A 26,778-nucleotide genomic window follows, 5' to 3' on the forward strand; every position below is an offset into this window, starting at 1 on the left:
AAAAGCCCCTCGGCTGACGAGGGAACAATGGGAGGACAAGTGCATGAGCATCGCGATCAGAACGACATTTCTGCGCACGACCGTCGTGGCCGCCGCCACGGCGCTGTGCGCCGCCATCTCGACCTTGCCGGCAAAGGCGCTCGACGCCCAGTGGTGCAAGGATGTCCATATCCGCTTCTTCGTCGGCGGCGCCGAGGGCGATGCTTTCGGCACCATCGTCTATAATGGCGCCAAGCAGGCGGCGGCCGATCTTGGGCCGAAGGTTGACTACATCTTCTCGGGCTGGGACGTCGAAAAGATGGTGCAGCAATTGCGCGAAGCGGTCGCGGTCAAGCCCGGCGGCATCGCCATGATGGGCCATCCCGGCGACGACGCGATCATGCCGCTGGCCGAGCAGGCGCACAAGGACGGCATCAAGATGATGTACCAGAACGTGCCGGTGCCGAAGGTGGTGGCGGCGTTCGGCGGCGGCTATGTCGGGGCGCAGCAGGAGCAGCAGGGACGCGCGCTCGGCGCCGAGGCGTTCAAGCTGGCCGGGCTGAAATCCGGCGACAAGGCGATCATGATCGGCCCCTTCGACAATGAGAGCCGGGGCGCTCGCGAGCGTGGGACAGTCGCCGCATTGAAAGAGGCCGGCGTCGATGTCGTTCAAATCAATTCTCTGCCCGAGTGGGCAGCCGATCCGAATCTCGCCATCCCGGTGATCACCGCGGCGTTGCTCAACAATCCCAGCGTCAAGGCGGTCGGCTACCCCGGCGGGCAGATGCTCGGCAATGTGCCGACATACATGCAGGCCGCGGGAAGGAAGCCCGGCGATGTCTTCAATTTCGGCTTCGACACCAGCCCGCAGATCGTCGAGGGCTTCAAGGGCGGCTGGGTGCAGCTGACGGCCGACCAGCAGCCATTCCTGCAGGGCTATCTGCCGATCCTCAGCCTCTGCCAGCAAGTGGTGCTGGGTCTCGCGCCGATGAATGTCGACACCGGTGCCGGCTTCGTCACGCCGCAGAATTATGAGATCGTCTCAGAGCTCGCCAAGCAGGCGCTGCGCTGACCTCCCAAGGCTGCCGGCCGGGCCAAGCCCGGCCGGCAGGACCGCCGGCGAAGATGTCCGGCAAGCGACAATGAAAGCGAGGATCCGATGGCCGAACGCATCATCGAACTGCGCGATATCAAGAAATCCTACGGTCAGGTCTATGCGCTGGGCGGCGTCAATCTCAGCGTCGACGGCGGCGAGGTGGTCGGCCTGATCGGCGACAATGGCGCCGGCAAGTCGACGCTGATCAAGATCCTGTCCGGCGTGGTCAGGCCGACCAGCGGCGAGATCCTCGTGCGCGACAAGCCGGTGAGCGGCTGGAGCGCGGCGCGCTCGCGCGACGCCGGCATCGAGACGGTGTTCCAGGACCGCGCGTTGGCGGTGCAGCAGACCATTGTGCGCAACATCTTCATGGGCCGTGAGCTGACCGGCTTCATGGGCTGGCTGAAGGTCAACAAGGAGATCGAGGAGGCGAGCAGGCTGATGCGCGAGATCGGCTTCACCTCGAAAGTGTTCACGCCGCACTCGATTGTCGGCCAGCTCTCGGGCGGCGAGCGCCAGGGCGTGGCGATCGCCCGCGCCATCTACAAGCAGGCCGAGCTGATCATCCTCGACGAGCCAACGACGGCGCTGTCATTGACCGAGACCGCCAAGGTCTTCCATTTCGTGCGCCAGGTGCGGGCGAGCGGCCGCTCGATCCTGTTCATCGGCCACAACATCCATCATGTCTTCGACATCGCCGACCGCTTCGTGGTGCTCGACCGTGGCAAGGTGGCGCTGACCGCCGACCGCAGCGCGGTCAAGTCGGCGGAGGAGCTGATCAATTTCATGGAGGACGTCGCGCATCCCGGCGGATTACCGGGATTGCACGAGGCCAGCGAAGCGGAGCAGCAAGCGCGATGAGCAAGACCATGGAACCCGATCTCGAAACGCCTCTCGGCGCGCATGGCGGATCCGCCCGCAAAGAGTGGAAACACCCATCCGATCACTGGCTGCGCGGCTTCGTCCTCGACAACCGCGCCTCGCTCGGCACGCTCGCCGTGTTCGTCGTCATGATGGCGGTGTTCATGATCGCCAACCCGACCGTGTTCACCACCTGGTATCTCTACAGTTCGGTGCTGACGACGCTCCCCGTTGCGCTGTTCGTGGTGGTGCCGCTGGTCTTCGTCGTCACCTGCGGCGAGATCGACCTGTCGTTTCCGGCAACGATGGGTTTTGCCTCCTGGGTCTTCGCGCTGGTGGTGCAGGCCGGCTACAATCCGTTCCTCGGCATTGCGGCGGCTGTTCTCACCGGCATTCTGCTCGGCTTCCTCGTCGGATCACTGGTTGTCTATGGCGGCCTGTCGTCGCTGATCGCCACGCTCGGCATGAACTTTTTGCTGCGCGGCCTGATCCAGATCATCAACGAGGGCAAGTCGATGGCGCTGACCGGCCTTGCCGACAGCCCGGCCTACAAGATCTTCTCCAGCCAGGTTTACGGCATTCCGGTGCAGATCTTCTGGGCCATTGCCTTCGTCGTGCTGTCGGCGATGCTCTACAACAGGCACCGCTTCGGCGCGCAGGTGAAGGTGGTCGGCGACAATCCCGACAGCGCCCAGCAGATGGGCATCGACGTCAAGCGCGTGCGGGTGAAAGTGTTCGTCTTCGTCGGTATTGGGGCGGCGATCGCCGGCACGTTCTCGGTGATGATCAACTTCACCTGGTGGCCGACCGCCGGCGACGGCTATCTCCTGCCGGTGCTGGCCTCGGTGTTCGTCGGCGGCACCCCGACCTGGGGCGGTATCGGCACCGTTGCAGGTGGCGCCATCGGCGCGGTCACCGTGTCATTCATCCAGACCGGCGTCGTGGCGGCAGGATTGAGCGGCTTCTACGTGCAGTTCTTCAACGGCCTGATCATCATCCTGTCGCTGCTGGGGCATAAGTGGAACCAGGCAAGGTATAGGTGAGCGGCGGGTAATTCCGGCAGCTCAAACCCCGCTAACAAACCCGTCCAGAACGCGTTTCTGGCCGGCCTTGTCGAAGTCGATGGTCAGCTTGTTGCCCTCGATGGCGGAGATGTTGCCGTTGCCGAATTTCTGGTGGAAGACGCGGTCGCCGACGCTGAAGGCGGACGGTGTGTCGGAGACCGATTTGGCGACCAGCTCGCCGTCGATGGTGCGGCCTTTGACCGAGGTGCGGCCAGCACCGTAGCCGGAATCGGTCTCGCCGTAACCGATGCGCTCGACCTGGTGGCCGGAGCGGGTGCCCCAGTTGCGGTCGGTCGCTTCGGTGCGGTTGGCCTGCGCGCGCTGCCAGCCCGGCGTCGAATAGGTGTTGGAGAAGGCGCCGGATTTTTCGCTGTTGGCGCCAACATTGTCGAAGCGCGAGGCGCCATACGGGTTCTGCCGGCCGCCGCCACGGCCCGACGCGAAGGAGCCGCCGCCATAGGAATTGCCGTAGCCGCCATAGGAATTGCCGCTTTCGGCGATCTCGACATGGGATTCCGGCAGTTCCTCGAGGAAGCGCGAAGGGATGGTCGATTGCCACAGCCCATGGATGAGGCGGTTGGAGACGAACCAGAGATGCAGGTTCTTCTTGGCCCGCGTCAGGCCGACATAGGCCAGCCGGCGTTCTTCCTCCAGCCCGGAGCGACCGCCTTCATCGAGCGCGCGCTGGTGCGGGAACAGGCCTTCCTCCCAGCCGGGGAGAAAAACGGTCTCGAATTCGAGGCCTTTGGCCGAATGCAGCGTCATGATCGATACGGCATCTTGCCCGGCATTCTGCTCGGCATCCATGACCAGCGCCACGTGTTCGAGGAAGGAGCGCAGCGACTCATACTCCTCCATCGAGCGGATCAGTTCCTTGAGGTTCTCCAGCCGCCCCGGCGCTTCGGCCGAGCGGTCATTCTTCCACATGTCGGTGTAGCCGCTCTCTTCGAGAATGGTCTCGGCGAGCTCGGTATGCGGCTTGGTTTCCAGTGCCTTCTGCCAGCGTTCGAAATTGGCTGATACTTCGCGCAGCGCGGCGCGTGGTTTCGGCTTCAATTCGTCGCTTTCGGCGAGGTTGCCGGCAGCCTCCAGCATCGGGATGCGCAGCGCGCGCGCCGTGTCGTGGATCTGGCGGATGGTGGCTTCGCCCAGCCCACGCTTCGGCACGTTGACGATGCGCTCGAAGGCGAGGTCGTCGCCGCCGTTGGCGACGACGCGGAAGAAGGCCAGCGCGTCGCGGATTTCCATGCGCTCGTAGAAGCGCGGACCGCCGATGACGCGGTAGTTGAGGCCGAGCGTGATGAAGCGGTCCTCGAAGGCGCGCATCTGGAAGGACGCGCGGACAAGGATCGCCATGTCGTTGAGGTTGTGCTTCTGGCGCTGATAGGCCTCGATGGTCTCGCCGATGGCGCGGGCTTCCTCCTCCGAATCCCAGGCGGCGTGGACATGGACCTTGCCATCCTCGGGGTCGTTGCGGTCGGTGAACAGCGTCTTGCCGAAGCGGCCCTCATTGTGGGCGATGAGGTGGGAGGCGGCGCCAAGGATATGCGCGGTGGAGCGATAATTGCGCTCCAGCCTTATGATGGTGGCGCCGGGAAAATCCTTGTCGAAGCGCAGGATGTTGTCGACCTCGGCACCGCGCCAGCCATAGATGGACTGGTCGTCATCGCCGACGCAGCAGATGTTGACTTTGTTATCGCTCACGGGCTGTTCCGCGCCTGCCGGCGCGGGCCCGACCCCTCTTTTTTGCGCGCCTTCGGCGTCGCGGGAGTGGCCTCGCAACGGCTCGGACGCCCGGTCGGGCTTGCGGCCTTCGGCCGGATGCAAGTCCGTCGGCGTTGCGGTGCGTCCGGTAGTTGGCCGCTGCGCCAAAAGGCGCAGCCACATGTATTGCGCCGTGTTGGTGTCCTGGTATTCGTCGACGAGGATATATTTGAAGCGCCGGTGATAGTCCTTCAGCACATCCGGATTGGCGCGGAAGATGCGGATGGGGTGGCAGAGCAGGTCGCCGAAGTCGCAGGCGTTCAGCGTCTGCAGGCGCTCCTGATAGGCCTTGTAGAGTTCGCGGCCCTTGCCGTTGGCGAAGCTGCGCGCGTCGCCCTCAGCGATATCGGCCGGGCCTTGGCCCTTGTTCTTCCAGCCGTCGATCATCTGGGCGAACTGCTTGGCCGGCCAGCGCTTGTCGTCCAGGCCCTCGGCCTGGATCAGCTGCTTGATCAGCCGCACGACGTCGTCGGTGTCGAGGATGGTGAAGTCGGAACGCAAGCCGGCAAGCTCGGCATGACGGCGCAGCAGCTTCACGCCGATCGAGTGGAAGGTGCCGAGCCAGGGCATGCCTTCGACATTGCCTTCGCCGATCAGGATGCCGATGCGCTGCTTCATCTCGCGCGCGGCCTTGTTGGTGAAGGTCACGGCCAGGATCTGCGACGGGAAGGCCTTGCCGGTGGCGAGGATGTGGGCGATGCGGGTGGTCAAGACGCGGGTCTTGCCGGTGCCGGCGCCGGCCAGCACCAGAACCGGGCCTTCGGTGGTTTCCACCGCCAGCCTTTGTTCGGGGTTGAGCCCTTTCAGATAGTCGGGCGCACTGTTCTGACCGCTGCGGGCAGCCATGGCGCGCGCAGCAATGCCCGACGGGGCCGTGGGCCGCGCATTGGGTTCGTCGAAAAAGGGCATGTCTTCCGAAAAGCCGGACATCTCCCCCGAATGTAGTGATTCGGTGGGGAAAGACCAGAACTGTCTACGTTTTGTTCCCGGTAAAGTGCCTGATATAGCGCTTCAAGCCTTGCGGTAACCGAGGGCGACGAAGAATCGATGTCCGAACGAGCGGGCCTCGTCCGTCATCACCGCGCCCAGCGCGACCTGCATCTGGTCGTAATAGCGGCCGCTGGCGGGTGAGGCCAGGAAAGCCTCATAGAGCTTCAGGTCGGCCATGGACATATCCCGGTAGACATAGGCTGCAGATTCCATGGCATCGCTGTCGATGTCACGGCGAAGCCCTTCGGTTTGCTTGCGCAGCAGGGCCATTACCTGGTCGTCGGGCAGGGGCTTTCCGGCCGCGCCCAGCATTTCGGTGAGCATCGCATAGCCCATGTTCAAGGCAACGGCTTCGCCAGTGTCGACGGCGCTGATATCGTCCATCATCTTCCTGTACAATGCGAGCCTGGCCGGATCCCTGGATGGAAGCTCGCCGAGGATTTTGGAGCCCTCGATCTTCTTGGCCTCTCTCGCTTCCGGTGCGGAAGCCTGGATCTCCAGCGCGGTGACCTGTTTGCCCAGGGGCGAAGCATAGAAAGCAGCGAGGTCGGACAGGTCCTTGGCGGACAGCTTGCCATCCATTCGCGCTTCGATAGCCGTCTCCATCTTGTTCGGGTCAAACGCACCTTCCATGGCGGCGGCAAGGGCATCCTGGACTTTTTGCGTCGGCGTTCCCGGCGCCGATTTCACGGCTGCGGTGAAACCCGGGCCGATGCCCATCAGCATCTCGTGAAAGCCGTTCGCCTTGTTGATGTCACTGATTGTCTGCGCCGACGCGGCCACGGTGCCGGCAATGAGCGAGACGAGGCAGTAGAGCACAAGCGCCATGCGCGTCAGTGGCGGAACGAATGACCGCATTTTGCTTTCTCCACGGCAGAATTGATCCATGGAGACTGCTGGAAAACCCTGACGCAGGCAAGATGAATTGCCACCTTGGCGTGTGGGCCAACTTGACAGGCGGGGCAGGCGGGGGAAAGCTGGGCCGAGGGCAGGAACGGGACGCCGGGTTGCCCATGGCCGCGCGAGCGCGCAACAGTCGAAGGAGTATCATCTTGGCTGTCACCATAACCTCCCTCATCCTCTTCCTTATCGGCCTGGCGCTTGGCGGGGGCGGTCTCTGGTTGGCCTCGCTGGGGGGCAGCTGGTATTACATCGTCGTCGGCCTGGCGTTTCTGATCGCCGCCTGGCTGCTCTACCGGCGCCGCTCCACGGCACTGTGGCTCTATGCGGCGATCGTGATCGGCACGCTGGCCTGGGCGGTCTGGGAAACCGGCTTCGACTGGTGGGAACTCGGCCCGCGCGGCGGCATCATCGTGCTGGTGGCGCTGTGGCTGCTGACGCCGTGGGCAAGGCGGGGCCTTGCCGGTCCCGACGGGCGCGCGCCGCTGATCCTGGCCGTGCTGGCGTCGCTGGCGGTGGCCGGCTATTCGATGACCACGGACCCCAAGGACATAGCCGGCGCGCTCGACACCGACAAGGTGATCCCCAATGCCAATCTCGGCGGCGATGTGCCGGCGGGCGAATGGCACTTCTATGGCCGCACGCAGTTCGGCCAGCGCTATTCGCCGCTCGACCAGATCACGCCGGACAATGTCGCCAATCTGCAGCCGGCTTGGACCTACCGCACCGGCGATGTGAAGGGGCCGGACGACATCGGCGAGACCACCTATCAGGTGACGCCGCTCAAAATCGGCGACACGCTCTACATCTGCACGCCGCACAATTTCGCCATCGCGGTGGATGCGGCGACCGGCAAGGAAAAGTGGCGCTACGATCCCAAGATCAAGCTCGACAAGGACCGCCAGCACCAGACCTGCCGCGGCGTGTCCTACTATGCCGATGCCGGGGGCGCCGCCGGCCAACCCTGCGCGACCCGCGTCTACCTGCCGACCTCGGATGCGCGGCTGATCGCGCTCGACGCGGCCAATGGACAGGTCTGTCCCGCCTTCGCCGAGGCCGGCACGCTCAACCTCTTGACCGGCATGCCATACCCGAAGTCGGGCTATTATTACTCGACCTCGGCGCCGCTCATCGCGGGCGGCAAGATCATCGTCGGCGGCGCGGTCAACGACAATTATTCGACGCAGGAACCCTCCGGCGTCATCCGCGCCTATGATGCGAGCAACGGCAAGCTGATCTGGAACTGGGATTCCGGCAATCCGGACCAGACGACGCCGCTGCCGGCCGGCCAGACCTACACCGCCAACTCGCCCAACATGTGGTCGACGCCGAGCGCCGACGAAAGGCTTGGCCTGCTCTACGTGCCGCTCGGCAACCAGACGCCGGACCAGCTCGGCGCCGGGCGCAGCGCCAATGTCGAGAAATTCTCCTCCTCGATCACCGCGCTCGACCTCAACACCGGGCAGTTCAAATGGGTACGCCAGACCGTGCATCACGATTTGTGGGACATGGACGTGCCGGCGCAGCCGAGCCTGATCGACATCACCAAGGCCGACGGCTCGGTCGTGCCGGCGCTGGTCGGGCCGACCAAGCAGGGCGACCTCTATGTGCTCGACCGGCGCACCGGCGAGCCGGTGATCGCGGTCAAGGACGTGCCGGCGCCCGGCGGTGCCATCGAAGGCGACACGGCCTCGCCGACGCAGCCTTCCTCCGATCTCTCCTTCAACCCGAAGCCGCTAACCGATGCCGATATGTGGGGCATCACCATGTTCGATCAGCTGGCTTGCCGCATTGCCTTCCACAAATTGCGCTATGAAGGCCGCTACACGCCGCCCTCGCTGCAGGGATCGCTGATCTACCCCGGCAATTTCGGCGTCTTTAACTGGGGCGGGGTGGCGGTTGATCCGGTGCGGCAAGTGATGTTCGGCATGCCGACTTATCTCGCCTTCACCTCCAGGCTCATTCCCCGCGCGGACGTGCCGCCGCCGGGTGACAACACCAAAGGGAGCGAGCAGGGACTGAACCGCAATGAGGGCGCCCCTTATGCGGTGGTGATGGGACCGTTCCTGTCGCCGCTCGGCATTCCCTGCCAGGCGCCGCCATGGGGTTATGTCGCCGGTGTGGATCTGAGGACCGGCGCGATCACTTACAAGCACCGCAACGGCACCATCTACGACATGACGCCACTGCCGCTGCCGCTCAAGGTCGGGGTGCCCGGCATTGGCGGGCCGATGATCACCGCCGGTGGCGTCGCCTTCCTGGGCGCCGCGGTCGACGATTATCTGCGCGCCTATGACCTGACGTCAGGCAAGCAGCTCTGGCGGGCCCGGCTGCCGGCCGGCGGGCAATCGACGCCGATGACCTATACGGTGGCCGACGGCCGCCAGTTCGTGGTCATCGTCGCCGGCGGCCACGGCTCGGTCGGCACCAAGCCGGGGGATTATGTGATGGCCTACGCGCTGCCGAAGTAGCGTGTCAGCGCGCCGCGAGCCGGCGCCTGGCTTCGGTGGCGATTTCCTCGTTGGTGTAGGCGTGTCCGCCGATGCCCCAACCGCCGTCGGGCGCTTCGACGATCTGCACCCAGGTGCGCTCCTTGAGCGTGGGGTCGCCGGCCGCAAGGGCAGCGATGTCGGTCATCTCCCTGGTCACGCCAAGTTTCTTGTCGCGATCGAGAACGCCGACCGGCGTCAACACCTGGATGCGCACATAGGTACTGTCGCCGTTGGCGTTTGCCAGTGAATCCGGCTCCATCTCATGGATGAAGGCCGCAGTGTTGTCGGTGAACCATGAAATGGGCGGCACCTTTTCCCACCGCATCAGTGCCTCATTGAGCGCCTTGGTCAGCTCTGGTTTGTTGCCGAATGTTCCTTTGGCAGCGTACACGTCGATCATGGGCATGAAACGGTCCCTTCAAAGCACTATGACGATCGTCATAGACGCCTAAGCAATGCCATATGACGGTCGTCATAGTCAATGGAGCGGTGATGGAATCCGATAGCCGGGCGAAGATGGTGCGCAGCGCGGCATTGCTGATCGCCTCGCACGGAGTGAACGCGACATCATTCTCGGACGTGCTTGCCGACAGTGGGGCGCCGCGCGGTTCGATCTACCACCATTTTCCCGAAGGAAAGCACCAGCTGGCGCAAGATGCGGTGCGCTTGACCGGCGAGTGGGTGCTGGCGCGTCAGCGCGCTTGCGCCGGCACCACCGCGGCGGACGTCCTGTCCTGCTTCGTCGACCTGTGGCGTCAGGTGGTGCTGGCCTCGGCCGGCGCGTCAGGTTGCGCCGTAGCCGGTGTCGCCATCGACAGCGGGCCGGCCGAGGGCGCCCTGATCGAGGTGGTGCGCTCCACATTTCGATCTTGGGTTGACCTGCTCAGGGCGCAGCTGGAGGCCACCGGCGTTCCGTCTGCCCGCGCGGCGTCCATCTCGGTCGCCACGGTTGCGGGAATGGAAGGCGCACTCATCTTGTGTCGCGCGGAAGGCAACAGCGCACCGCTCGATACGGTCGCCGATGAGTTGATGCGTCTGCTGTCGCAAAGCGCGACAGCCACCGATCGTTGAGCGTTGTCGTTTAGTCGAGCCCCAGATGGCTCTTCAGGCCGGGCACCGAGCCGAGCACCTGGTTGGTCAAATCGGGGCCGGCAGCGGCTTCGGCCTGCTGGACCAGCGTGGCGCCGGCCTTCTGGATCTGCGCCAGATCGAGGCCGGATGCCTTGAGCGTGGCGAGGCCGTTGACCAGCGCGCCGGCCTTTTCGCCGAGAACGCCGCCAAGCGCGCCCTGCAGGGAGGACAGGAAGCCACCACCCCCGCCTGCCGGGGCCGCGGCCATGACGTCATACTGGTGCGCAAGGTCGTTGGCGCCGGGAATCTTGGCGAAAAACGACGAGGCGCTGGTGCCGTCGGCCTCATGCTCCAGAACCGAGAAAATGGTGCCGACGACCTTTTCCGTCGTCGCCTGGTCGAGGCCCGCCTTTTGCGAGACGGTATTGACGATATCCTGGACGTTCATGATCTCACCTCAACCTTGGGTTTTCGTGTTTGCCGGATGGCGCTGGCGGCTGCGGACCTTGACCATGGACTTCCGGCTTGCCGCGACAATAGTCGCGCGCATCGCCAGAAGGGCGGCTGCGGCAACCATGAAGGCGGTTGCCAGGATCGGCGAGGGCATCGTCATCGGCGTTTTCCTTTTCAGATCGGGCCTTTCAGGTCAGATCGGGCCTTTCAGGACCGTGGCCGCGCCATGGGGCGGCCGGATAGTCAGTTTCCCCTACTATTGTGGCAGCGCCATCAGGATTTGTCGCCGATGACAAGAATGTGATGAGGCTCCGGCAAGCCTCTCCATCGTGGCGAATGACGATCTTGCCGAAACTATTGCCACGCGCGTAGTGACGAAAAGCCTCTAACGCATCTTCGAACGGGAAGACGCTGTCGATGACCGGCTTCAGCCTGTGCATGGCGATGGCATTGTTCATGGCGAGAAACTGGGCGCGGCTGCCGACGGCAATGCGCCTGACGGTGGTGACGGTGGCGGAGAGGGCGGCGATGCTGATCGACGAGGCGCTCTTGTCCAGCCAGCCGACCTGGCTGATCTGGCCGCTGAACGCCACGGCCTTCAGGGATTGTTCCATGGTTCCGGCGCCGCCGACCTCGACGATCACGTTGACACCGCGGCCGCCGTTCAGCTCGCGCACCTTCGCATGCCAGTCCGGGGTCTTGCGGTAGTCGACCACCGCGTCGGCGCCAAGTTCCAGCAGGCGCTTCGCCTTGCTGTCGCTGGAGGTGGTGGTGATGACGCGGGCGCCGAACAGCTTGGCCAGCTGCAGCGCAAACAGCGAAACGCCACCCGATCCCAGCGTCAGCGCGGTCTGGCCGGGTAACAGCGGCGCACCACCCGAGATCGCGTTCCAGGCCGTGACCGCAGCGCAAGGCAAGGTGGCAGCTTCCTCGAACGACAGATGCGGCGGTATGTGCACGGCGGCATCCTCGGGCAACAGGGCGTATTCGCTCAACATGCCGTCGAGCGAACCGCCGAGTTGCGCGGCGAAATCCCAGCCGAACGGCCCGTCGATCCAGCGCGGGAAGATGGCGGCGGCAATCCTGTCGCCGACCTTGACGCGGGTGACACCGTCGCCGATCGCGACCACTTCGCCGGCGCCGTCGGAAACAGGGATGAGATCGGGCTTGACCGGCAGCGGATAGTAGCCTTGCAGGATCGACAGTTCGCGGGCGTTGAGCGAGACGGCACGGACGGCGACCAGCATCTGGTGCGGGCCGGGCGTGGGGATGGATTCGTCGCGCATGACGATGCCGTCAATGCCGCCGCCGAGATTGGCACGGTAGGTTTTCATGGTGTTTTCCTGTTGTTCGCGCAGCCGCCTGGCTGTTGACGGTGTGATTTACGATACGATGAACTGGTGGTCGGAAAGAATGCGGCCTCGATCGTCCAGGACGAAGAACTCATGGCCGACAGCAAGCACCGTATCGGAGTCCCGTGGCAGCATTTCCCAAGTCAAGAAGACGCCGTTCTGCACGAGCTGAACGCCCGGCCTTGCACGGAACCGGTTGCGTCCCTGAACGACATTTTTCTCATGCGAGGCGGTCACCCGCGCCTCGATCTCGGCATGACCATGATAGGCGGCCGATGTCAGATAGTTCGCCCCTTCCGGCGCCCACAGCTCAGTGATCGTTTGGCGCCGAACGGCGGCGTCGGTTTCATGCCACATGGCGACATAGCGGCTCACCATTTGCTCGATGGTATTCATCGGTCGTCTCCTTTTTCGAATGCTGTCGATGGGGGGCAACCTACCGGAATCAAATTGGCTGGAAAAATTGGTGAAATCGGTATATGCAATAAACATCATCTATATAATCTTGGGAGCAGCATGGCCCGTACCGACGTTTTCACCGGCCTGTCCGAGTTTCTCGCGGTTGCCGCGCATGCAAGCTTCCGGGTCGCGGCGGCCGAACTTGGCGTGACGCCTGCGGCGGTCAGCCAGGCGATCCGTACACTCGAGGCTCGCGCCGGCATGCCGCTGTTCCAGCGCACGACCCGGCGCGTGGCACTGACGGAAGCGGGGAGGGATTTTCTGGCGCGGTTGAAGCCGGCCTCCGTCGAGATCGGCGACGCCTTCGACGCGCTGTCGGTTCTCAGCCAGCGTCCAATGGGAAACCTCAAGCTCTCGGTGCCGCGCATTGCGCTGGATCTGGTGCTCTATCGGCTGCTGCCCGGCTTTCGCCACGCCTTTCCCGACATTACGCTGGACATCGACGTCGACGACGCCTCGGTCGACCTGATGGCGGGTGGCTATGATGCCGGTATCCGCATCGGCGAATTCATCGAGCAAGACATGATCGCCGTCAGGATCACTCCGGACTTTGCCTGGTCGGTGCTTGGCGCACCGTCCTATTTCGCCACGCGTGAACGGCCGCAAACACCCGAAGACCTGATGCTCCACGAATGTATCCGCTACCGCTTTCCGACGGCGCGAACAATCTATCGCTGGCAGTTCGCGCGCGACGGCCGTGAATTCTCGCTCGATGCGCCCGGCGGCATCGTGGTCAACGATCACATCAGCATGATCGAACTGGCCACAAGAGGCGTCGGCCTCTGTTATTCCGCCGACAGAGTTGCCGCCGCCGAGCTGGCATCCGGTGCGCTCGAGCCGGTGCTCCAGCCCTATTTGCCGACCAAACCCGGTCTGTTTCTCTATTTCCCGACCCGCAGCCAGGCGCAACCAAAGCTGCGGGCGTTCATCGACGCGGCAACCGGATTCATGCGCTCGCGATGAAAATCCCGGATCGACGTCTCATTCATTCGTGACTGGACGAGGCGACTCGCGCCCCTATCTTGCGCATATCCCGAGACCGAAGGAGCGCGCCATGACCGACGCCAACACCAAGCCTGCCATCACCCAGGCGATGATCGACGCCTATGACGAATACACGCATCTGACGCTCGATCGCCGCCGCTTCATGGAACAGCTGACCAGGCTTGCCGGATCGGGTGCGGCAGCGGTGGCGATTGCGCCAATGCTGGCGGCGAACTCCGCCCAGGCGGCGATCGTCGCCGACAACGATCCGCGCGTGAAGGGCGAGGATATCATCTATCCCGGCAGTGGCGGCGAGATGAAGGGCTATCTGGTCAAGCCGGCAAACCAGGCGGGCAAGCTCGGCACCGTCATCGTCATCCATGAAAACAGGGGGCTCAACCCGCATATCCGTGACGTCGCCCGGCGCGTGGCGCTGGAGGGGTTCGTGGCGCTCGCGCCGGATTTCCTGTCGCTGCTCGGCGGCACGCCCGCTGACGAGGACAAGGCGCGCGATATGTTCACCAAACTCGACCCGGCGCAGACCATCGCCGACGCCGTGGCGACCGTCGCCTTCCTCAAGGCCGACAAGGACGGCAACGGCAAGGTCGGCGCCATCGGTTTCTGCTGGGGTGGCGGCACGGCCAACATGCTGGCCGTCAACGCGCCCGACCTCGCTGCCAGCGTCGCCTATTATGGCATGCAGCCAAACGCCGCCGATGCGTCGAAGATCAAGGCCGCTCTGCTGCTGCACTATGCGGGGCTCGACGATCGTACCAATGCCGGCATCGATGCCTTCAGGAAAGAGCTCGACGCCGCGCATGTCGAATACACGGTCTATGTCTATGAAGGCGCCAACCATGCCTTCAACAACGACACGTCGGCGGCGCGCTACGACAAGAAGGCGGCCGATCTCGCCTGGGGCAGGACGATCGCTTTCCTGAAGGAGAAACTGGCCTAGGCGGTTTGCCTAATCCGTGCTCGCCGGCTTGTGGAAGGCAACGCCTGCGACCACCAGCGCGATCCCCAAGCAATCGCTGAGGCTTGGAATCTGGCGTAGCACGATGACGCCGATCAGCGTTGCCGTGACCGGCAGCAGCGACAGCATCAGCGCGAAACTAGAGCGCGGCAATCGCGACATGGCAAGCTGGTCGCAGACATACGGAATGACCGAGGAGCAGATGCCGACGCCGATGGCGGCGATGAGCAGCGGCGGTGAGAAAAAGGCGGGTAGCGCGTCGGTGAAGCCGATCGGCAGCACGACGATGAAGGCGACCGCCATGGCGGCACCCAGGCCGGCGATGCCGTCGCCGGCGCCGGCGCGGGCGACGCGGTGGCCGAGCACGATGTAGCCGACAAAGAGCGCGCCATTGAGGAAGGCCCAGAGCAAACCGATGGGATCGCTGGACCATTTGACGTCGATGAGCAGCAAGGTGCCGCTGACGGCCACGGCAAGAGCGGCGAGGTTGCGCGGACTCCTGAGGCCGATCACCGCGACGCCGATGGTGCCGACGAATTCGATTGCCGCCACCAGTGAAATCGGCAAGCGGTCGAGCGCGAGATAGAAGGAACAGTTCATCACCGCCAGGCAGGCGCCCAAAGCGATGAGCAGGAGCCGGGTCGAGCGATCAGCGCGGGCAAAGGTTTGCCACGGACGGGTCAGTGGCGCGAAGATCAGCGCGGCGGTGGCGATGCGCAGCCACGCCATGCCGAGCACGCCGACATGCGGGAACAGCAGCACGGCGAAGGCCGGCCCGAGATAGTGGAAGATGGCGCTGACGCCGAACCAGACATGCGGCGGCAATTTTGTTGCCAGTCCGCCAAGGCCAGGGCCGGCGGGGACAGCAAGCACCGGGCCGGCCGCGGGAACTTGCGTTTGATTATCCATTGGATCAGTATCGCAGGCAGTTTCTGCTAGATATATGGATGATGATCGACCAATCTGATCATCTCCCTCCAGAAAGCAAGGATTCATCCGTGAAACGCCTTCGAACCGAAAATATCGATCTCGACGCGGCCGACATGAAGATCCTGCGCCTGCTGGAAAAGGACGCACGCGCCAGCACGGCGGAGCTGGCGCGCTCGGTCGGCCTGTCGGCGCCAAGCGTCGCCGAGCGCATCAAGCGGCTGCAGGAGAACGGCGTCATCGAGGCCTACTCGGTCAGGATCAATCCGGCCGCACTTGGCCTGAAGCTGTCGGCGTGGCTGCGCATTCGGCCAGTGCCAGGGCAATTGTCCGTGGTGGCCGAGATCATTCGTGAGTTGCCGGAGATTGCGCAATGCGACCGGGTGACCGGCGAGGATTGCTTCATCGCGCTGGCGCATGTCGGGTCGGTGACCGACCTCGAACGGGTGATCGACCGGATTATTCCTTATGCGATGACCAACACTGCCATCATCCAGTCGTCACCGGTGATGGCGCGTTCGCCGCTGGCGGCGATCAAGCGGTTGCCGTGAAACGGCACGATTTGATTGGTTTACCCGATGTTTTCCAGGCAGCCTCGCCGGTGTCAGGCGTGGCCGCGCTTCAAGCGGGCGCGCTTCAAAATGCTGCGCCAGCGGATCATGTCGAACGGAATCGGCTCGTTGTTGTTGGCGATGTGAAAAATCTCGTTGTCGACGTTCTTGAGCGAACGCCAGAAATCATAGTCTGATATGCGCGGATCAGCGGCCAGCCTGTCCACCTCGACCTTGATGTCGGTTTTCATGCACGTCCCTCGAACCGGCTTCGCCCCGCCGCCCGTAAAACAACCCAGTGCGGACGTTTTCGACCGCTGCGCTGAGTCGTTCAACGGCTCAATTGGCTTGTTCCCGTTAAAACCTCGGTAAGGTTAACGCGGGTGTGAGGCCGCTTCAAGCACTGGTGCCGGCCGATTTCAGGGTTTCGCGATTTTGGATTGCCGGTGTGGCTTTGAGGTCCGGTCGTCGCTCTATTTGCGTTTGATGCCGATCGAGCGGCCGGCACGCTCCGGCATCGGCAGCGCAGAATGGGCGGCGCGCATGGCTTCGACCTTGGCCAGCACATCGGCGGGGAAGGGCGCAACCTTCGGCCCGGACATGTCGACATGCAGCGACAGCGTCTCGGAGGTGGCGGCGAGCCAGCCGTCGACATGACGGATTTCCTGGTAAGCCCTGAGCCGCTTCGCATCATGGTCGATGAGTTGGAAGGAGACCTGGACCTTGTGGTCCAGATGCAGTTCCTGGACGTAGCAGACATGGACTTCGGCGGTGTAGATGGTGAGGCGCCGTCCCTTCACATAGTCCAGCCCCATGCCCATCGCCTCGAAGGCCTCGTCCGAGCAGCGATCGAACAGCACGTTGTAATAGGCCATGTTGAGATGGCCGTTGTAATCGATCCAGTCCTTCTCGATGTCCATGGGCTTGGAGACGAAGGGGGCGGGGATGGACATTGAAACTTCCTTGTTCTGGTGCTGGACACGGCGTAGCCGGTGAGGTTCTCTTTGTTCTGGCGCAATTCCGGACGGAAAACCGCTTCACACTTTTCCTGGAATTGCTTTAGGCATCATCCATAATCGCATAACAAGCGTGGGCGCTGGTCCATTCGCGGAGGAATTCATGGCTCTGAGCGACCTCAACCCGGTCGAACGCAACGAGGAAGGCATCGCGGCCGTGCTCGGCATCCTCAAGCAGCAGCTCGGCGAGCGCTTCCAGACCGGCCAGGCCATCCGCTCGCAGCATGCGCACACCACCACCTATATTCCGACGCAGGCGCCCGATGGCGTCGCTTTCCCGGAAACGACGGCCGAGGTGCAGGAGATCGTGCGCGCCTGCGCGGCGCATCGCGTGCCGGTCATCGCCTTTGGTGTCGGTTCCTCACTGGAAGGCCACACCAACGCACCGGGCGGCGGCATATCGGTCGACACCTCGCGCATGAACCGCATCCTTGCGGTCAATCCGCAGGATCTCGACTGCACGGTCGAGCCCGGCGTGACGCGCGAGGATCTGAACCGGCATCTGCGCGACACCGGCCTGTTCTTCCCGATCGATCCCGGCGCCAATGCCTCGCTCGGCGGCATGGCGGCGACGCGGGCCTCCGGCACCAACGCCGTGCGCTACGGCACGATGCGCGAGAACGTGCTGTCGCTGACCGCCGTCATGGCCGACGGCGAGACGGTGACGACAGGCAAGCGGGCGAAGAAGAGCTCGGCCGGTTACGATTTGACCAGGCTGCTGGTCGGCTCGGAAGGCACGCTCGGCATCATCACCTCGCTGACACTGAAGCTGCAAGGCATTCCACAGGCGATCTCCGGCGGCGTCTGTCCGTTCCCGAGCGTCGAAGCGGCCTGCAACGCCGTCATCGCGACGATCCAGATGGGCATTCCGGTGGCGCGCATCGAACTGGTCAACGCGCTGCAGATGCGGGCGATGAAGAATTATTCCAAGCTCGACTATCCCGAGAGCCCGTGCCTGTTCGTCGAGTTCCACGGCAGCGATGCCGGCGTGGCCGAGCAGGCCGAGACTTTTGGCATGATCGCCGAAGAGAATGGCGGCGGGCCGTTCCTGTGGACCAGTGTTGCCGAGGAGCGGACGAAACTGTGGAAGGCGAGGCATGACGCCTATTGGTCGTCGCTGACATTGCGGCCGGGCGCCAAGGGCCTGTCGACCGATGTCTGCGTGCCGATCTCGCGCTTTGCCGAATGCGTCACCGAGACCGAAGCCGACATCGCCGAAATGGGTCTGATCGCGCCGATCGTCGGCCATGCCGGCGATGGCAATTTCCACGTGCTGGTGCTGATGGACGTCAACGATCCCGGGGATATCGCGCTGTCGGAAAAATTCGTCGCGCGGCTCAACATGCGGGCGATCGCCATGGACGGCACCTGCACCGGCGAGCACGGCATCGGCCAGGGCAAGATCGGCTTCCTGCGCAGCGAGCTCGGCCATGGCGTTGACATCATGCGCACCATCAAGCAGGCGCTAGACCCGCAAAACATCATGAACCCGGGCAAGATATTGCCGGGCGACGGCCATTAGATGTCGGCTGCCGAGACGTTGCTGTCGATCGAGGTGCCGCCATCGTCCGCCGGCGCGCCACTGCCTCATGTGTTTGCGGATGAAGGCAGACTGCTCGTCGCCTATATCGCCAATGCTCCCGATCCGTCCTTTGATGGTACGAATCCGCGTTCGGTTTCACCGGTAACGGGCAACCAGTCCGTCGCCATCCTGACGGCAGATTCTTACCTGGCATTTCAGTTCGGCCCGCCGAACGACGAGGCCATCAGTGGCCATCGTCTCTATCCGTTGGGTTTGCGGGCCTACGAAGCATTTGAAGTCCGGAACTCGTCGTGGATCGCTTCCCTGGAAAAGTCCAATCGGGTTCATTCGTCCCATACGCCCGAACTGTTTTCAGACTATCGGCATTTCATCCTGGCGTTCCACGACTCAACGCTGGAGTTCATTGCCGAGAGTTTCTCGACCATCCTTCACAACGGAGCCGTTTTGACCGTGCTGATGGAGGCTGTTGGACAGCGCGCCCGAAATTCATGACATGTGGTGAGCCCGAGGCTGCGATGAACTCGGAAGGTTCTCATGTCCGGCGCCGCGGCTCGGCCTGGTGGAGATAGCCGGTGAACGTGTCGGGAGACGTGGGCTTCGACAATTGGGCGACGATGCGGCCGACTTCGCCACGATGATAGCCGCCATGGGTGATGACGTGCGCAAGCATTTCTTCGCGAGACATCTGGCCAGGGGCGCCATTCGTGAAGGTAAAGCGGATCGTCTCCGCCAGTGCTTCCGGTTCCACTTCTTCGACATAGCGGAGGTACCATCGGTCCGTTTCGGTGATCGCCTCGGACAGCTCAGTCAGCGTCGGCGTGTTGCTGGTGCCCGTATCCCGATAGGCGTGCTTCTTCTTCTCGACGTTCGAGGCAAAGATCCTGTCGACAACATGCGCGTGATTGATGGTTTCAAGGATGGCGCCAAGCTGCTCGTCGGGTAGCTCATCCTCGATCTCGGCCAGCAAAGCGAGCAATTCATCGTCGGCCCAGCATTTGTAGCGGAACAGGACAGAAGCAGTGTCTTGCTGCTCATAGTGGTCTCTCATTGGCTTGCGTGGCGGGACTTGCGTGGCGGGCCTGGCTCGATAAATGTGAGCTGGCAGTCGCATTTTGGTTGGGAAGCCCTGATATGGCTACTCGCGTTCCCTCAGAGCAGGCAAACGTGCGCAAAGCGCCACGGCAGCAGCGTTCGCGTGCGACCGTGGATACGATTGTGGAGGCGGCGGCTCGCGTTCTGGCGCGGCGCGGCTGGGCGGATTTCACCACCAACGAAACCGCGGCGATAGGCGGTGTCAGCGTCGGTTCGATCTATCAGTATTTTCCCAACAAGCTGGCGCTGGCGGAAGAGATCCGCAAACGCCATCTCGACGCGGTGCTGGCGGCGATTTCCGGTTCGGAAGAGCATGGCGCGGCGATGACCCTCGAGCAGCGTGCGGCGAAGCTGATCGATGGCGTCGTTGCCGCCCATAATGTCGATCAGGATTTGCATCGCGTCCTGCTCGACGAGGTGCCGCTGGCCGCCCGCTCTACGCAGGATGAGTTCGAGGCGGAGTATCTGCGCCGCTACCAAGGCGTGATCGCATCGGCCGCAGGCAAGGCTGATGCCGAGCGGGATGAGATTGCCGGACGTGTGCTATCGGGCGCGGTCGAGGGGGTCGTCCACAGCGCGGCGCGACACGGCGAACTCGATTCACCGGCGTTGCGAGCTGAACTTATCGAGCTGGTCTGTGCCTATCTGCGCGGCCGATCCGCGCGCTGATCGGCGTGGCTCGGCCTTCGCAGGGTATCCTTACAAAAAAGGCTCGGCTTGACCGCGCCACCATTCGGGTCGAGACTCGCCTAGCGGCAAACCTGAACAGACAGGCGCGCCAGCTGAGGAGGACTGTCATGGCGATTTCACGCAAGGAAGAAATGCGGGCGCTGAGCGCCGATGAAACGGAGCTGGTGGAGAAATCGCACCATCCGGCGGTGCAGGACCTTTCCGACGCCGACCTTTCCGGTCTGGTCAAGCTGCTGCGCGAGCGGCGCGACAAGGCGCAGGCCGAAGCGCACCGCCGACGCCGTGAAATACGCGGCAAGGGCGCACCGAAGGGCGCTGCGCCCTCAAAGGCCGATGGTGGCTCGCAGGTCAAGCTCGCGGTGCTGGCCATGGCGATGCGGCGGCTGAATGGCGAGGCCGAACGGCGGCGTCAACTGGCGGCTCGCGTTTCGCTGGTCGGTAATGCACGCAAGGCACTGGCCATGAAGCAAAGTGCGCCGGCGGACGGTCCCGCGCTCAATTCGCGGACGGCTCACAAGGGCATGCGGGCCGTGGCCAACGAGCGGGCGCCGAAGCTGGTCCGGCCGGCGGAACTCGGCCGGCAGCGCAAGGCGGGCAAGGTGGCGCAAGCGAAGCGCGACGCACGCTGAAGTCCGGCGGACAGGCGCGATAACCCGCCGTTTTACCGCGCGGCGGGAAGCTGCTGCTGGGCGCCCTCGACAAGGGCCTGCAGCATCGGGCGTGTCGGTGCGAAGAATGTCGTGCCGGTCTGCGGCGTCGAAACATCGAGCAGCCGATCGCAGGCGTCCGGCGGGTCGCCGACATACATGCGCCGCAGCATCTTTTCGGTGACCCAGAGATACCTGCTATAGCCGGCGGCCGCCAAGGTCGCGGAAGCCGACAGTCTTGACCAAATCGTCAAGTTCGCCGAGCACGGAACAAACCTTGGCCGGGGCCGGCTGTTCGCCGGTGACGGTGACGACAAGAAAATCGCCGACTGCGAAAGCGGCGCATCGACGCTCTGCGCGTCGATCGGCACGCGGTCCCAGTTCTTGCCCGACATCCGAAAATCTACGTTTTTCCCGGATTTGTTTCAGATCGCCCGACATGACGCAATACTGGATGAATTGCCTCTTTATCGACACGCGGATGCGGGTAGAGTGCGGCAGAATTTCAATCAACCTGTTCGGAGCTGATGCTCGCACGCCTGTTCGTGATCTTTGGTGGCTTGTTCGTGCTGGTGCTGTGCGCGGCGCTGGTGGTGCCGTATTTTGTCGACTGGACCGGCTACCGCGCCGAATTCGAACGCGAGGCAAGCGCCATCCTCGGTCGCAAGGTGACCGTGCAGGGCGATGCCACGGCAAGGCTGTTGCCGTTCCCCTCGGTGACTTTCTCCAACGTTGCCGTCGCCGGCGGGCCTAACGGCCAGCCGGCCATGACCGTCGAGACGTTTTCGATGGATGCGGAGCTGGCGCCCTTCCTGCGCGGCGAGGTGCTGATCTTCGACATGCGGCTGGTGCACCCGAAGGCGACCATCGATATTGCCAATGACGGTACTGTCGACTGGGCGATGCGGCCATCCTCGCCCTTCGACCTCAACCAGATCTCGATCGAGAAGCTGACCGTGACGGAAGGGCAGATCGAACTGCGCCACGCCGCCGGCGGACGGAGCCACATCTTTTCCGAGATCAACTCGACCATTTCGGCCAAATCCCTGGCCGGCCCCTGGCGCATGGACGGCACGTTGCGGCTGGACGGGTTGCGCACCACTGTCGCGGCGTCGACCGGCAAGGCCGAAGGCAACGGCCAGATGCGGCTGCGGCTGAAGGCCGACCCCGATGCCTATCCGCTGGTCATCGAGACCGACGGCAATGCCGGCATCGTCAACGGTGCGGCCATCTATTCCGGCCAGTTCAAGATTTCAGGTGCCGACAAGAACAGCGCCGAGCTGCGCGGCAGCGATGGCGAGACGGTGAAGGTCAGCGCCGGCAAGCCCGATCCCGGCTTCCGGCTGAACGGCAAATTCTCGCTCGACCACCAGAAGCTTGGCGTCGACGAATTCCGTTTCGAGACCGGGCCGCTGGACAATCCCTACACCGCCGACGGCAAGGCCTCGGTCGATCTCGGGCTGAAGCCGAACTTCGCCATCGAAGCCAATGGCGCGCAGGTGCAGTTGGACGAGGCGGTGGGTGCGCCGGCCGGCGCCGGCCTGACACTGGATCAGCGTATTGCGGGGCTGGAGCAGGCGTTGCTCGATCTGCCGAAGCCGACCATTCCCGGCACTGTCGAGGTCAAGCTGCCGGCGGTGGTGGCCGGCGACACCACGGTGCGCGACGTGCATCTCTCGGCCGAGCCGGTCGACGGTGGCTGGAAGATAAAGTCGCTTGCCGCGACCCTGCCGGGCCGCACCACGCTGGAAGCCGATGGCATGCTGGTGCTCAACGTGCAGAGCCATTTCGGCTTCACCGGCTCGTTGCTGTTGGCCGTGGCGCAACCTTCGGGTTTTGCAGCGTGGCTGTCCAGGGATGTCGACGAGGCGATCCGCCGTCTGCCCGCCGCCGGCTTCAAGGCCAAGGTCGACCTTTCGGAAAACCATCAATCCTTCAGCGACCTTGAGCTGATCCTCGGCAAGGCGAAATTTTCCGGCCGCATCGATTCCAGCCAGCCTGACGATGCAAAGCCCTCGGTGCTGATGCGGCTCGAGGGCGGTGAACTCGATGTCGACGGGCTGGCGGCCTTCGCCTCGATCTTCGTCAGCGACAAGGGCGCCAACCGCTTTGCCAACAGCGACCTCGATTTCCAGATCAAGGCCGGGCCGGTCAGTGCCGGCGGGCTCACGGCCGATACAGTCGACACCGCGCTCAGGTTGCGCGACGGGTTGCTTGAAGTCGACCGGCTCTCGGTTGGCGGGCTGGCCGGCGCCTCGATCAGCGCCACGGGCCGGATCAAGGATTTTCCGGCGAGCCCCACCGGCAAGCTCGATGCGTCAATTGTCGCTGTCGATCTGAAGCCGCTGATCGACGTTGCCGCGCAGCATTATCCAGACAATGCGGTGCTGAAAGGGCTGGCGAGCCGAGCAGCAGCCTATCCCGACCTGTTCCAGGATGCGCGCGTCGACCTCGTCGCAAGTGCAGCCGACAATGGCGACGGCACGACGGGCCTGGCGGTGAGCGGGCAAGGCAAGGCCGGCGGCTCGGCCTTTTCCGCCTCGCTCTCGGGGAAGGGAGCGCCGGACAAGCTTCTCGACGCGCCGGTGACGCTGACCTTCAACGCCAAAAACCCCGATGCCACGGCGCTGCTCGCGCTCTACGGCCTGCCGGCGCTGCCGCTCGGCATGCTGGGCGAGGCAACGACTGATATTTCGGCCAAGGGCACATTTGGCGGTGGCCTGACGACGAGTTTCAGCCTCGCCGGCAATGACTTCAAGGCTGGCTTCGAAGGCACGATCGCCGATACGCCGCAAGGCCCCACCGCCAAGGGCAAGATTAACCTCGATGCCGCCGATATCGAACCGTGGCTGATGACATCCGGCATCGGCCTGCCGGGCATGGGGGCGGGCATGTCGACCTCGCTCTCGGCACAAGGCGACTATGGCAACGGCCTGCTGGTGCTGGACAATGTCAGCGGCGCCATCAACGAGGCGGCCGTGTCCGGCGACGTCAACATCGACGCCAAGGACGGTGTGCCGCATCTGGCCGGCGCGCTGGCACTCGACGAACTCGACCTCGATCCAATGGCGGTGGCGCTGTTTGGCGATTCGGCTTTCCTTGCCGACAAGAATGGGGCCAACAAGAATGGGGCCGACAAAAATGCGGCTGACAAAAATGCGGCCGACAAAAGTGCGAGCGAAAAGGGCGGCGCGTGGCCGGCAGCACCCTTCAGCCAGAAATCCAGCCTGCCGTTCACCGCTGACCTCGACCTGACGACGGCAGCACTGGCCGCCGGCCCGTTCGCCACCGCCTATGATGCGTCCTTTGCGTTGAAGCTCGACCAGGAGGGTATCCGTGTTTCGGATCTCAAGGCAAAATTCCTTGGTGGCGCACTGACCGGCCTGTTCGAGTTGAAGAACAATGACGGCACCGGGCTTTTCACCGGCCAGATGAAACTGGCGGGTGCCGATCTGGCAAACGTGTTGCCGGATGCCGGCATTGGCGGCATCAGCGATTTCTCGACGACGCTGTCGACCAGCGGCAAGTCGGTCGATGCGATGATCGCTGCACTATCGGGTTCCGGCACGGCAGCGCTGAAGGGCTTGCAGGTTGCCGGCGTCAACCCCGGTGCGTTCAGCACTTTGCTGGCCAAGGCGGATGCGATCGGGCGCGACATCGACGCGGCCAAGACCGCGGGCTTCGCGCCCCAGATCGCCGCCGATGGCAATTTTGCCGCCAAGGATGCCGACATCGCCTTCACGATTGCCGGCGGCACGCTCAGGGCGCCGCCTATCAGCCTCGAAAACCCGGCGGCGACCTTGTCCGCCGATATCACGGCCGACCTCAACGCAAGCACGGTTTCCGCCAAGGGGGCGATCACCTACCGGCCCGGCGACGAGGCGCTGGTCGGCTCCGAGCCGGCCGTCAATTTCACCGCCGAAGGGCCGTTCGGTGCCGTGAAGCGTCAGTTCGACAGCGAGCCGCTGGCGCAGTTCCTGACCCAGCGCGCGCTGGAAAAGGAACAGCAGCGCGTCGAGGCGATGCAGGCGGCGTTGCTGGAGAAGCAGAGGCTGCGGCGTGAGGTGCGCTATTACGCAGCGCTGCAGGATGCACGCGACAAGGCCGCCGAGGAACTGCGTCAACAGGAGGAGGCGGCGCGGCTGAAGGCGGAGGCGGACGCCAAGGCGAAAGCGGAGGCTGACGCCCAGGCGAAGGCCGAAGCGGATGCGAAGGCTCAGGCCGAGGCAGACGCTAAAGCCAAGGCGGATGCTGAGGCCAAAGCCAAGGCTGATGCCGACGCGAAGGCCAAGGCTGATGCTGATGCAAAGGCGGCGGCCGAGCAGCAGGCCGCCGACGAGGCAGCCAAGGCGCAGGCCGATGAAGAACAGCGGCAGAAGGCCGAAGAGGCGAAGCGTATCGCTTCGCAGGAAAAAGCGCGACTAGAGGCCGAACGCAAGGCCGCCGAGCCGAAGGTCGAGCGGGCGCCGCTGCCGGAAGCCAGCGACAATCCGCCGGCCAAGCCAAAGGCCAATCCGTTCACGATCGACAATCTGCTGAAGTCGTTGCAGTAGCAGCAGGGGCAGTAGGGCAGTAGGGCAGTAGGGCAGTAGGGCAGTAGGGCAGTAGGGCAAGTCCTCCCGTCACTCGTCCGAAATCGTTTCAAAGCACGAACAGTTTGGCATCGTCGGCGACGTAGCGGGCGTGGCGAAAATCGCGGATGGCGGCAAGTCTGCCGTCCTGCCAGGCCAGCAGGATGAAATAGGTCGGCCGCGCCGTCGGGTCGTTGGGGTCACAGACGAGGATTGCCGGCCTGTTTTCAACGAAGCCAGGCATAAGACGCCAATCCTGCACCCGGGAATAGTTGCCGAAATAGGTGGCCACTTCCTTGCGGCCATTGAGCCGTGTCCTGGCCACCAGCTCCAGCCGTACCTCTTGCGCCAGCATGTCGCGCACCGCGTCGAAATCACGGGCATTGAAGCGATCGATGTAGGCATTGAGCAGCAGACGCTCGGCGGCGCTCAGTCTGGGGAGAGGGCGGTCGTCAGGCTCGTCGGCAATCTGGCGCAGCCGGTCGCGGCCACGATGCAGTGCCGCCTTGACCGCGGGGATGCTGGTGTCGAGTGTGGCGCTGATCTCCTGAAGGGAGTAGCCCAGAACGTCCATCATGATCACGCTGCTTCGCTGTGCGACGGGAAGGCGCATGAAGCTGTGCAGCGCGGCAGAAGCGGCTTGACGATCGATGATGGAATTTGCCGGGTCGATGATCATGTCCGGATCCTCCTCGGCAGAGGTCTTTTCGCGGGAGCGTCGGCGCAGAAAGTCGAGCGCCGCGTTGTGGGCGATGCGAAACAGCCAGCCTTCCGGATTGGCGATCGGGCCGGCACCGGGCAAGGCCTCGACCGCCTTGGCCAGCGCCTCCTGCAGCACGTCCTCGCCATCGATGACCGAGCCGGTCATGCGGGCGCAGTAACGGTGCAGCTTGGGACGCAATTCCCCAAAAAGGCGTCAAAAAGCTCGCGGTGCTCGCCAGGAATGGGGATGTTCATAAGCCTCCTGTTCCGCGACGCCACCAGCCTCGGTTACTCATCCAGCACCCGGTAGCTGCCCACCACTGTCATCTCCTCTCGCTCCGGGCGTTCGCTGCAGCGATCCCTGAAGCCGTTTTGAAAAGCCTCGAATGCGGCTAGCCCGGTGATGATGTCAGAATGCGCATCGGTCTGCGTCTCGACCAGATGGACGAATGTCCCATCGTCGGCGCGCAATGTCATATAGCGAACGCCGTCCGGTGATTTGTCGCGCAATTCCTGGAAAACGGCCTTGATCAACTGCTCGTTCTCATCGGCCCGTTCCGGCTTCATCTTGTAGCGTATCAGATGACGTTTCATCTCT

At 63.7% G+C, this 26,778-nt stretch carries 27 protein-coding genes and 1 pseudogene; 13 read left to right on the plus strand and 15 right to left on the minus strand.

The genetic code is table 11. From position 1 onward, the window contains the following. Positions 1–43 precede the first annotated feature (43 nt). The 3 genes from DBIPINDM_RS32035 to DBIPINDM_RS32045 all read left to right on the plus strand — a co-directional run bounded on the left by DBIPINDM_RS32035 (position 44) and on the right by DBIPINDM_RS32045 (position 2,979). A complete protein-coding gene (locus DBIPINDM_RS32035) occupies positions 44–1,051 on the plus strand; it encodes a substrate-binding domain-containing protein (RefSeq protein ID WP_258582951.1) in 1,008 nt (335 codons plus the stop codon). Positions 1,052–1,138: 87 nt separating this feature from the next. After that, on the plus strand, positions 1,139–1,936 hold the full coding sequence (locus DBIPINDM_RS32040) for an ATP-binding cassette domain-containing protein (protein ID WP_258582952.1): 798 nt from the start codon (positions 1,139–1,141) through the stop codon (positions 1,934–1,936). Next, positions 1,933–2,979 (plus strand): ABC transporter permease, encoded by a 1,047-nt coding sequence (locus tag DBIPINDM_RS32045; RefSeq protein ID WP_258582953.1) that lies wholly within the window; start codon positions 1,933–1,935, stop codon positions 2,977–2,979. The genes DBIPINDM_RS32040 and DBIPINDM_RS32045 overlap by 4 nt, the downstream gene beginning before the upstream one ends. A gap of 21 nt (positions 2,980–3,000) precedes the next feature. Here the strand turns inward: DBIPINDM_RS32045 and DBIPINDM_RS32050 are convergent, their stop codons facing one another. Next, complete coding sequence (locus tag DBIPINDM_RS32050; RefSeq protein ID WP_258582954.1) at positions 3,001–5,694, minus strand: ATP-dependent helicase; 2,694 nt, start codon at positions 5,692–5,694, stop codon at positions 3,001–3,003. 81 nt (positions 5,695–5,775) lie between these two features. Then, entirely contained in the window at positions 5,776–6,537 is a 762-nt protein-coding gene (locus DBIPINDM_RS32055) for a DUF2059 domain-containing protein (RefSeq protein ID WP_258582955.1), read from the minus strand. A gap of 269 nt (positions 6,538–6,806) precedes the next feature. On the opposite strand from DBIPINDM_RS32055, the gene DBIPINDM_RS32060 reads away from it, so the two are divergent. After that, positions 6,807–9,125 carry a glucose/quinate/shikimate family membrane-bound PQQ-dependent dehydrogenase gene (locus tag DBIPINDM_RS32060; RefSeq protein ID WP_318036911.1) on the plus strand — a complete coding sequence of 773 codons (2,319 nt, stop codon included), beginning with the start codon at positions 6,807–6,809 and terminating at the stop codon, positions 9,123–9,125. 4 nt (positions 9,126–9,129) lie between these two features. Here DBIPINDM_RS32060 and DBIPINDM_RS32065 read toward each other — a convergent pair whose 3' ends face one another. Then, the gene (locus DBIPINDM_RS32065) at positions 9,130–9,552 is read right to left on the minus strand and encodes a tautomerase family protein (protein ID WP_258582957.1); all 423 of its coding nucleotides are present in this window, start codon (positions 9,550–9,552) and stop codon (positions 9,130–9,132) included. Positions 9,553–9,608: 56 nt separating this feature from the next. Between DBIPINDM_RS32065 and DBIPINDM_RS32070 the strand changes: the two genes are divergently transcribed. Further along, complete coding sequence (locus DBIPINDM_RS32070; RefSeq protein ID WP_258582958.1) at positions 9,609–10,217, plus strand: TetR/AcrR family transcriptional regulator; 609 nt, start codon at positions 9,609–9,611, stop codon at positions 10,215–10,217. 10 nt (positions 10,218–10,227) lie between these two features. Here the strand turns inward: DBIPINDM_RS32070 and DBIPINDM_RS32075 are convergent, their stop codons facing one another. The 4 genes from DBIPINDM_RS32075 to DBIPINDM_RS32090 are packed head-to-tail and all read right to left on the minus strand — an operon-like array spanning position 10,228 to position 12,517. After that, the gene (locus DBIPINDM_RS32075) at positions 10,228–10,665 is read right to left on the minus strand and encodes a hypothetical protein (RefSeq protein WP_258582959.1); all 438 of its coding nucleotides are present in this window, start codon (positions 10,663–10,665) and stop codon (positions 10,228–10,230) included. Between the two features lie 9 nt (positions 10,666–10,674). Beyond that, the gene (locus DBIPINDM_RS32080; protein ID WP_258582960.1) at positions 10,675–10,830 is read right to left on the minus strand and encodes a hypothetical protein; all 156 of its coding nucleotides are present in this window, start codon (positions 10,828–10,830) and stop codon (positions 10,675–10,677) included. Positions 10,831–10,858: 28 nt separating this feature from the next. Then, complete coding sequence (locus tag DBIPINDM_RS32085) at positions 10,859–12,004, minus strand: zinc-dependent alcohol dehydrogenase family protein (RefSeq protein WP_258582961.1); 1,146 nt, start codon at positions 12,002–12,004, stop codon at positions 10,859–10,861. 48 nt (positions 12,005–12,052) lie between these two features. Then, complete coding sequence (locus tag DBIPINDM_RS32090; RefSeq protein ID WP_258582962.1) at positions 12,053–12,517, minus strand: hypothetical protein; 465 nt, start codon at positions 12,515–12,517, stop codon at positions 12,053–12,055. Between the two features lie 21 nt (positions 12,518–12,538). Between DBIPINDM_RS32090 and DBIPINDM_RS32095 the strand changes: the two genes are divergently transcribed. Both DBIPINDM_RS32095 and DBIPINDM_RS32100 read left to right on the plus strand, forming a co-directional pair. Next, positions 12,539–13,444, plus strand: a complete 906-nt coding sequence (locus DBIPINDM_RS32095) for a LysR family transcriptional regulator (RefSeq protein WP_258582963.1) — start codon at positions 12,539–12,541, stop codon at positions 13,442–13,444. A 91-nt stretch (positions 13,445–13,535) separates the two neighbouring features. Next, positions 13,536–14,423, plus strand: coding sequence for a dienelactone hydrolase family protein (locus DBIPINDM_RS32100; RefSeq protein WP_258582964.1), 888 nt, complete (start codon positions 13,536–13,538; stop codon positions 14,421–14,423). Between the two features lie 9 nt (positions 14,424–14,432). Here the strand turns inward: DBIPINDM_RS32100 and DBIPINDM_RS32105 are convergent, their stop codons facing one another. Continuing rightward, entirely contained in the window at positions 14,433–15,350 is a 918-nt protein-coding gene (locus tag DBIPINDM_RS32105; RefSeq protein ID WP_258582965.1) for an EamA family transporter, read from the minus strand. 89 nt (positions 15,351–15,439) lie between these two features. Between DBIPINDM_RS32105 and DBIPINDM_RS32110 the strand changes: the two genes are divergently transcribed. Next, positions 15,440–15,919: an Lrp/AsnC family transcriptional regulator gene (locus DBIPINDM_RS32110; protein ID WP_258582966.1), complete on the plus strand. Its 480-nt coding sequence runs from the start codon at positions 15,440–15,442 to the stop codon at positions 15,917–15,919. Positions 15,920–15,972: 53 nt separating this feature from the next. Here DBIPINDM_RS32110 and DBIPINDM_RS32115 read toward each other — a convergent pair whose 3' ends face one another. Next, the gene (locus DBIPINDM_RS32115) at positions 15,973–16,170 is read right to left on the minus strand and encodes a hypothetical protein (protein ID WP_015317249.1); all 198 of its coding nucleotides are present in this window, start codon (positions 16,168–16,170) and stop codon (positions 15,973–15,975) included. 222 nt (positions 16,171–16,392) lie between these two features. Further along, complete coding sequence (locus DBIPINDM_RS32120; RefSeq protein ID WP_258582967.1) at positions 16,393–16,872, minus strand: thioesterase family protein; 480 nt, start codon at positions 16,870–16,872, stop codon at positions 16,393–16,395. A 166-nt stretch (positions 16,873–17,038) separates the two neighbouring features. Between DBIPINDM_RS32120 and DBIPINDM_RS32125 the strand changes: the two genes are divergently transcribed. Next, positions 17,039–18,457 carry an FAD-binding oxidoreductase gene (locus DBIPINDM_RS32125; RefSeq protein ID WP_258582968.1) on the plus strand — a complete coding sequence of 473 codons (1,419 nt, stop codon included), beginning with the start codon at positions 17,039–17,041 and terminating at the stop codon, positions 18,455–18,457. After that, positions 18,458–18,970: a hypothetical protein gene (locus DBIPINDM_RS32130; protein WP_258582969.1), complete on the plus strand. Its 513-nt coding sequence runs from the start codon at positions 18,458–18,460 to the stop codon at positions 18,968–18,970. Between the two features lie 40 nt (positions 18,971–19,010). Here DBIPINDM_RS32130 and DBIPINDM_RS32135 read toward each other — a convergent pair whose 3' ends face one another. Continuing rightward, a complete protein-coding gene (locus DBIPINDM_RS32135; protein WP_258582970.1) occupies positions 19,011–19,526 on the minus strand; it encodes a DinB family protein in 516 nt (171 codons plus the stop codon). A 116-nt stretch (positions 19,527–19,642) separates the two neighbouring features. Here DBIPINDM_RS32135 and DBIPINDM_RS32140 point away from each other — a divergent pair, with 116 nt between their 5' ends. After that, positions 19,643–20,239, plus strand: coding sequence for a TetR/AcrR family transcriptional regulator (locus DBIPINDM_RS32140; RefSeq protein WP_258582971.1), 597 nt, complete (start codon positions 19,643–19,645; stop codon positions 20,237–20,239). 128 nt (positions 20,240–20,367) lie between these two features. Further along, a complete protein-coding gene (locus tag DBIPINDM_RS32145) occupies positions 20,368–20,889 on the plus strand; it encodes a hypothetical protein (protein WP_258582972.1) in 522 nt (173 codons plus the stop codon). A gap of 32 nt (positions 20,890–20,921) precedes the next feature. On the opposite strand, the gene DBIPINDM_RS43705 is transcribed toward DBIPINDM_RS32145, so the two are convergent. Further along, positions 20,922–21,080, minus strand: coding sequence for a hypothetical protein (locus tag DBIPINDM_RS43705; RefSeq protein WP_258582973.1), 159 nt, complete (start codon positions 21,078–21,080; stop codon positions 20,922–20,924). 25 nt (positions 21,081–21,105) lie between these two features. Then, on the minus strand, positions 21,106–21,348 hold the full coding sequence (locus DBIPINDM_RS43710; protein WP_258582974.1) for a hypothetical protein: 243 nt from the start codon (positions 21,346–21,348) through the stop codon (positions 21,106–21,108). Between the two features lie 86 nt (positions 21,349–21,434). Between DBIPINDM_RS43710 and DBIPINDM_RS32160 the strand changes: the two genes are divergently transcribed. After that, entirely contained in the window at positions 21,435–25,460 is a 4,026-nt protein-coding gene (locus DBIPINDM_RS32160; protein ID WP_258582975.1) for an AsmA family protein, read from the plus strand. Positions 25,461–25,548: 88 nt separating this feature from the next. On the opposite strand, the pseudogene DBIPINDM_RS32165 reads toward DBIPINDM_RS32160, so the two are convergent. Both DBIPINDM_RS32165 and DBIPINDM_RS32170 read right to left on the minus strand, forming a co-directional pair. Next, a pseudogene (locus DBIPINDM_RS32165) lies at positions 25,549–26,435 on the minus strand (sigma-70 family RNA polymerase sigma factor). A 33-nt stretch (positions 26,436–26,468) separates the two neighbouring features. After that, the gene (locus DBIPINDM_RS32170; RefSeq protein WP_258582977.1) at positions 26,469–26,774 is read right to left on the minus strand and encodes a hypothetical protein; all 306 of its coding nucleotides are present in this window, start codon (positions 26,772–26,774) and stop codon (positions 26,469–26,471) included. Positions 26,775–26,778 lie beyond the last annotated feature (4 nt).

Origin of the sequence: Mesorhizobium sp. AR02 (genome assembly GCF_024746835.1) — a bacterium.
GTDB lineage: Bacteria > Pseudomonadota > Alphaproteobacteria > Rhizobiales > Rhizobiaceae > Mesorhizobium.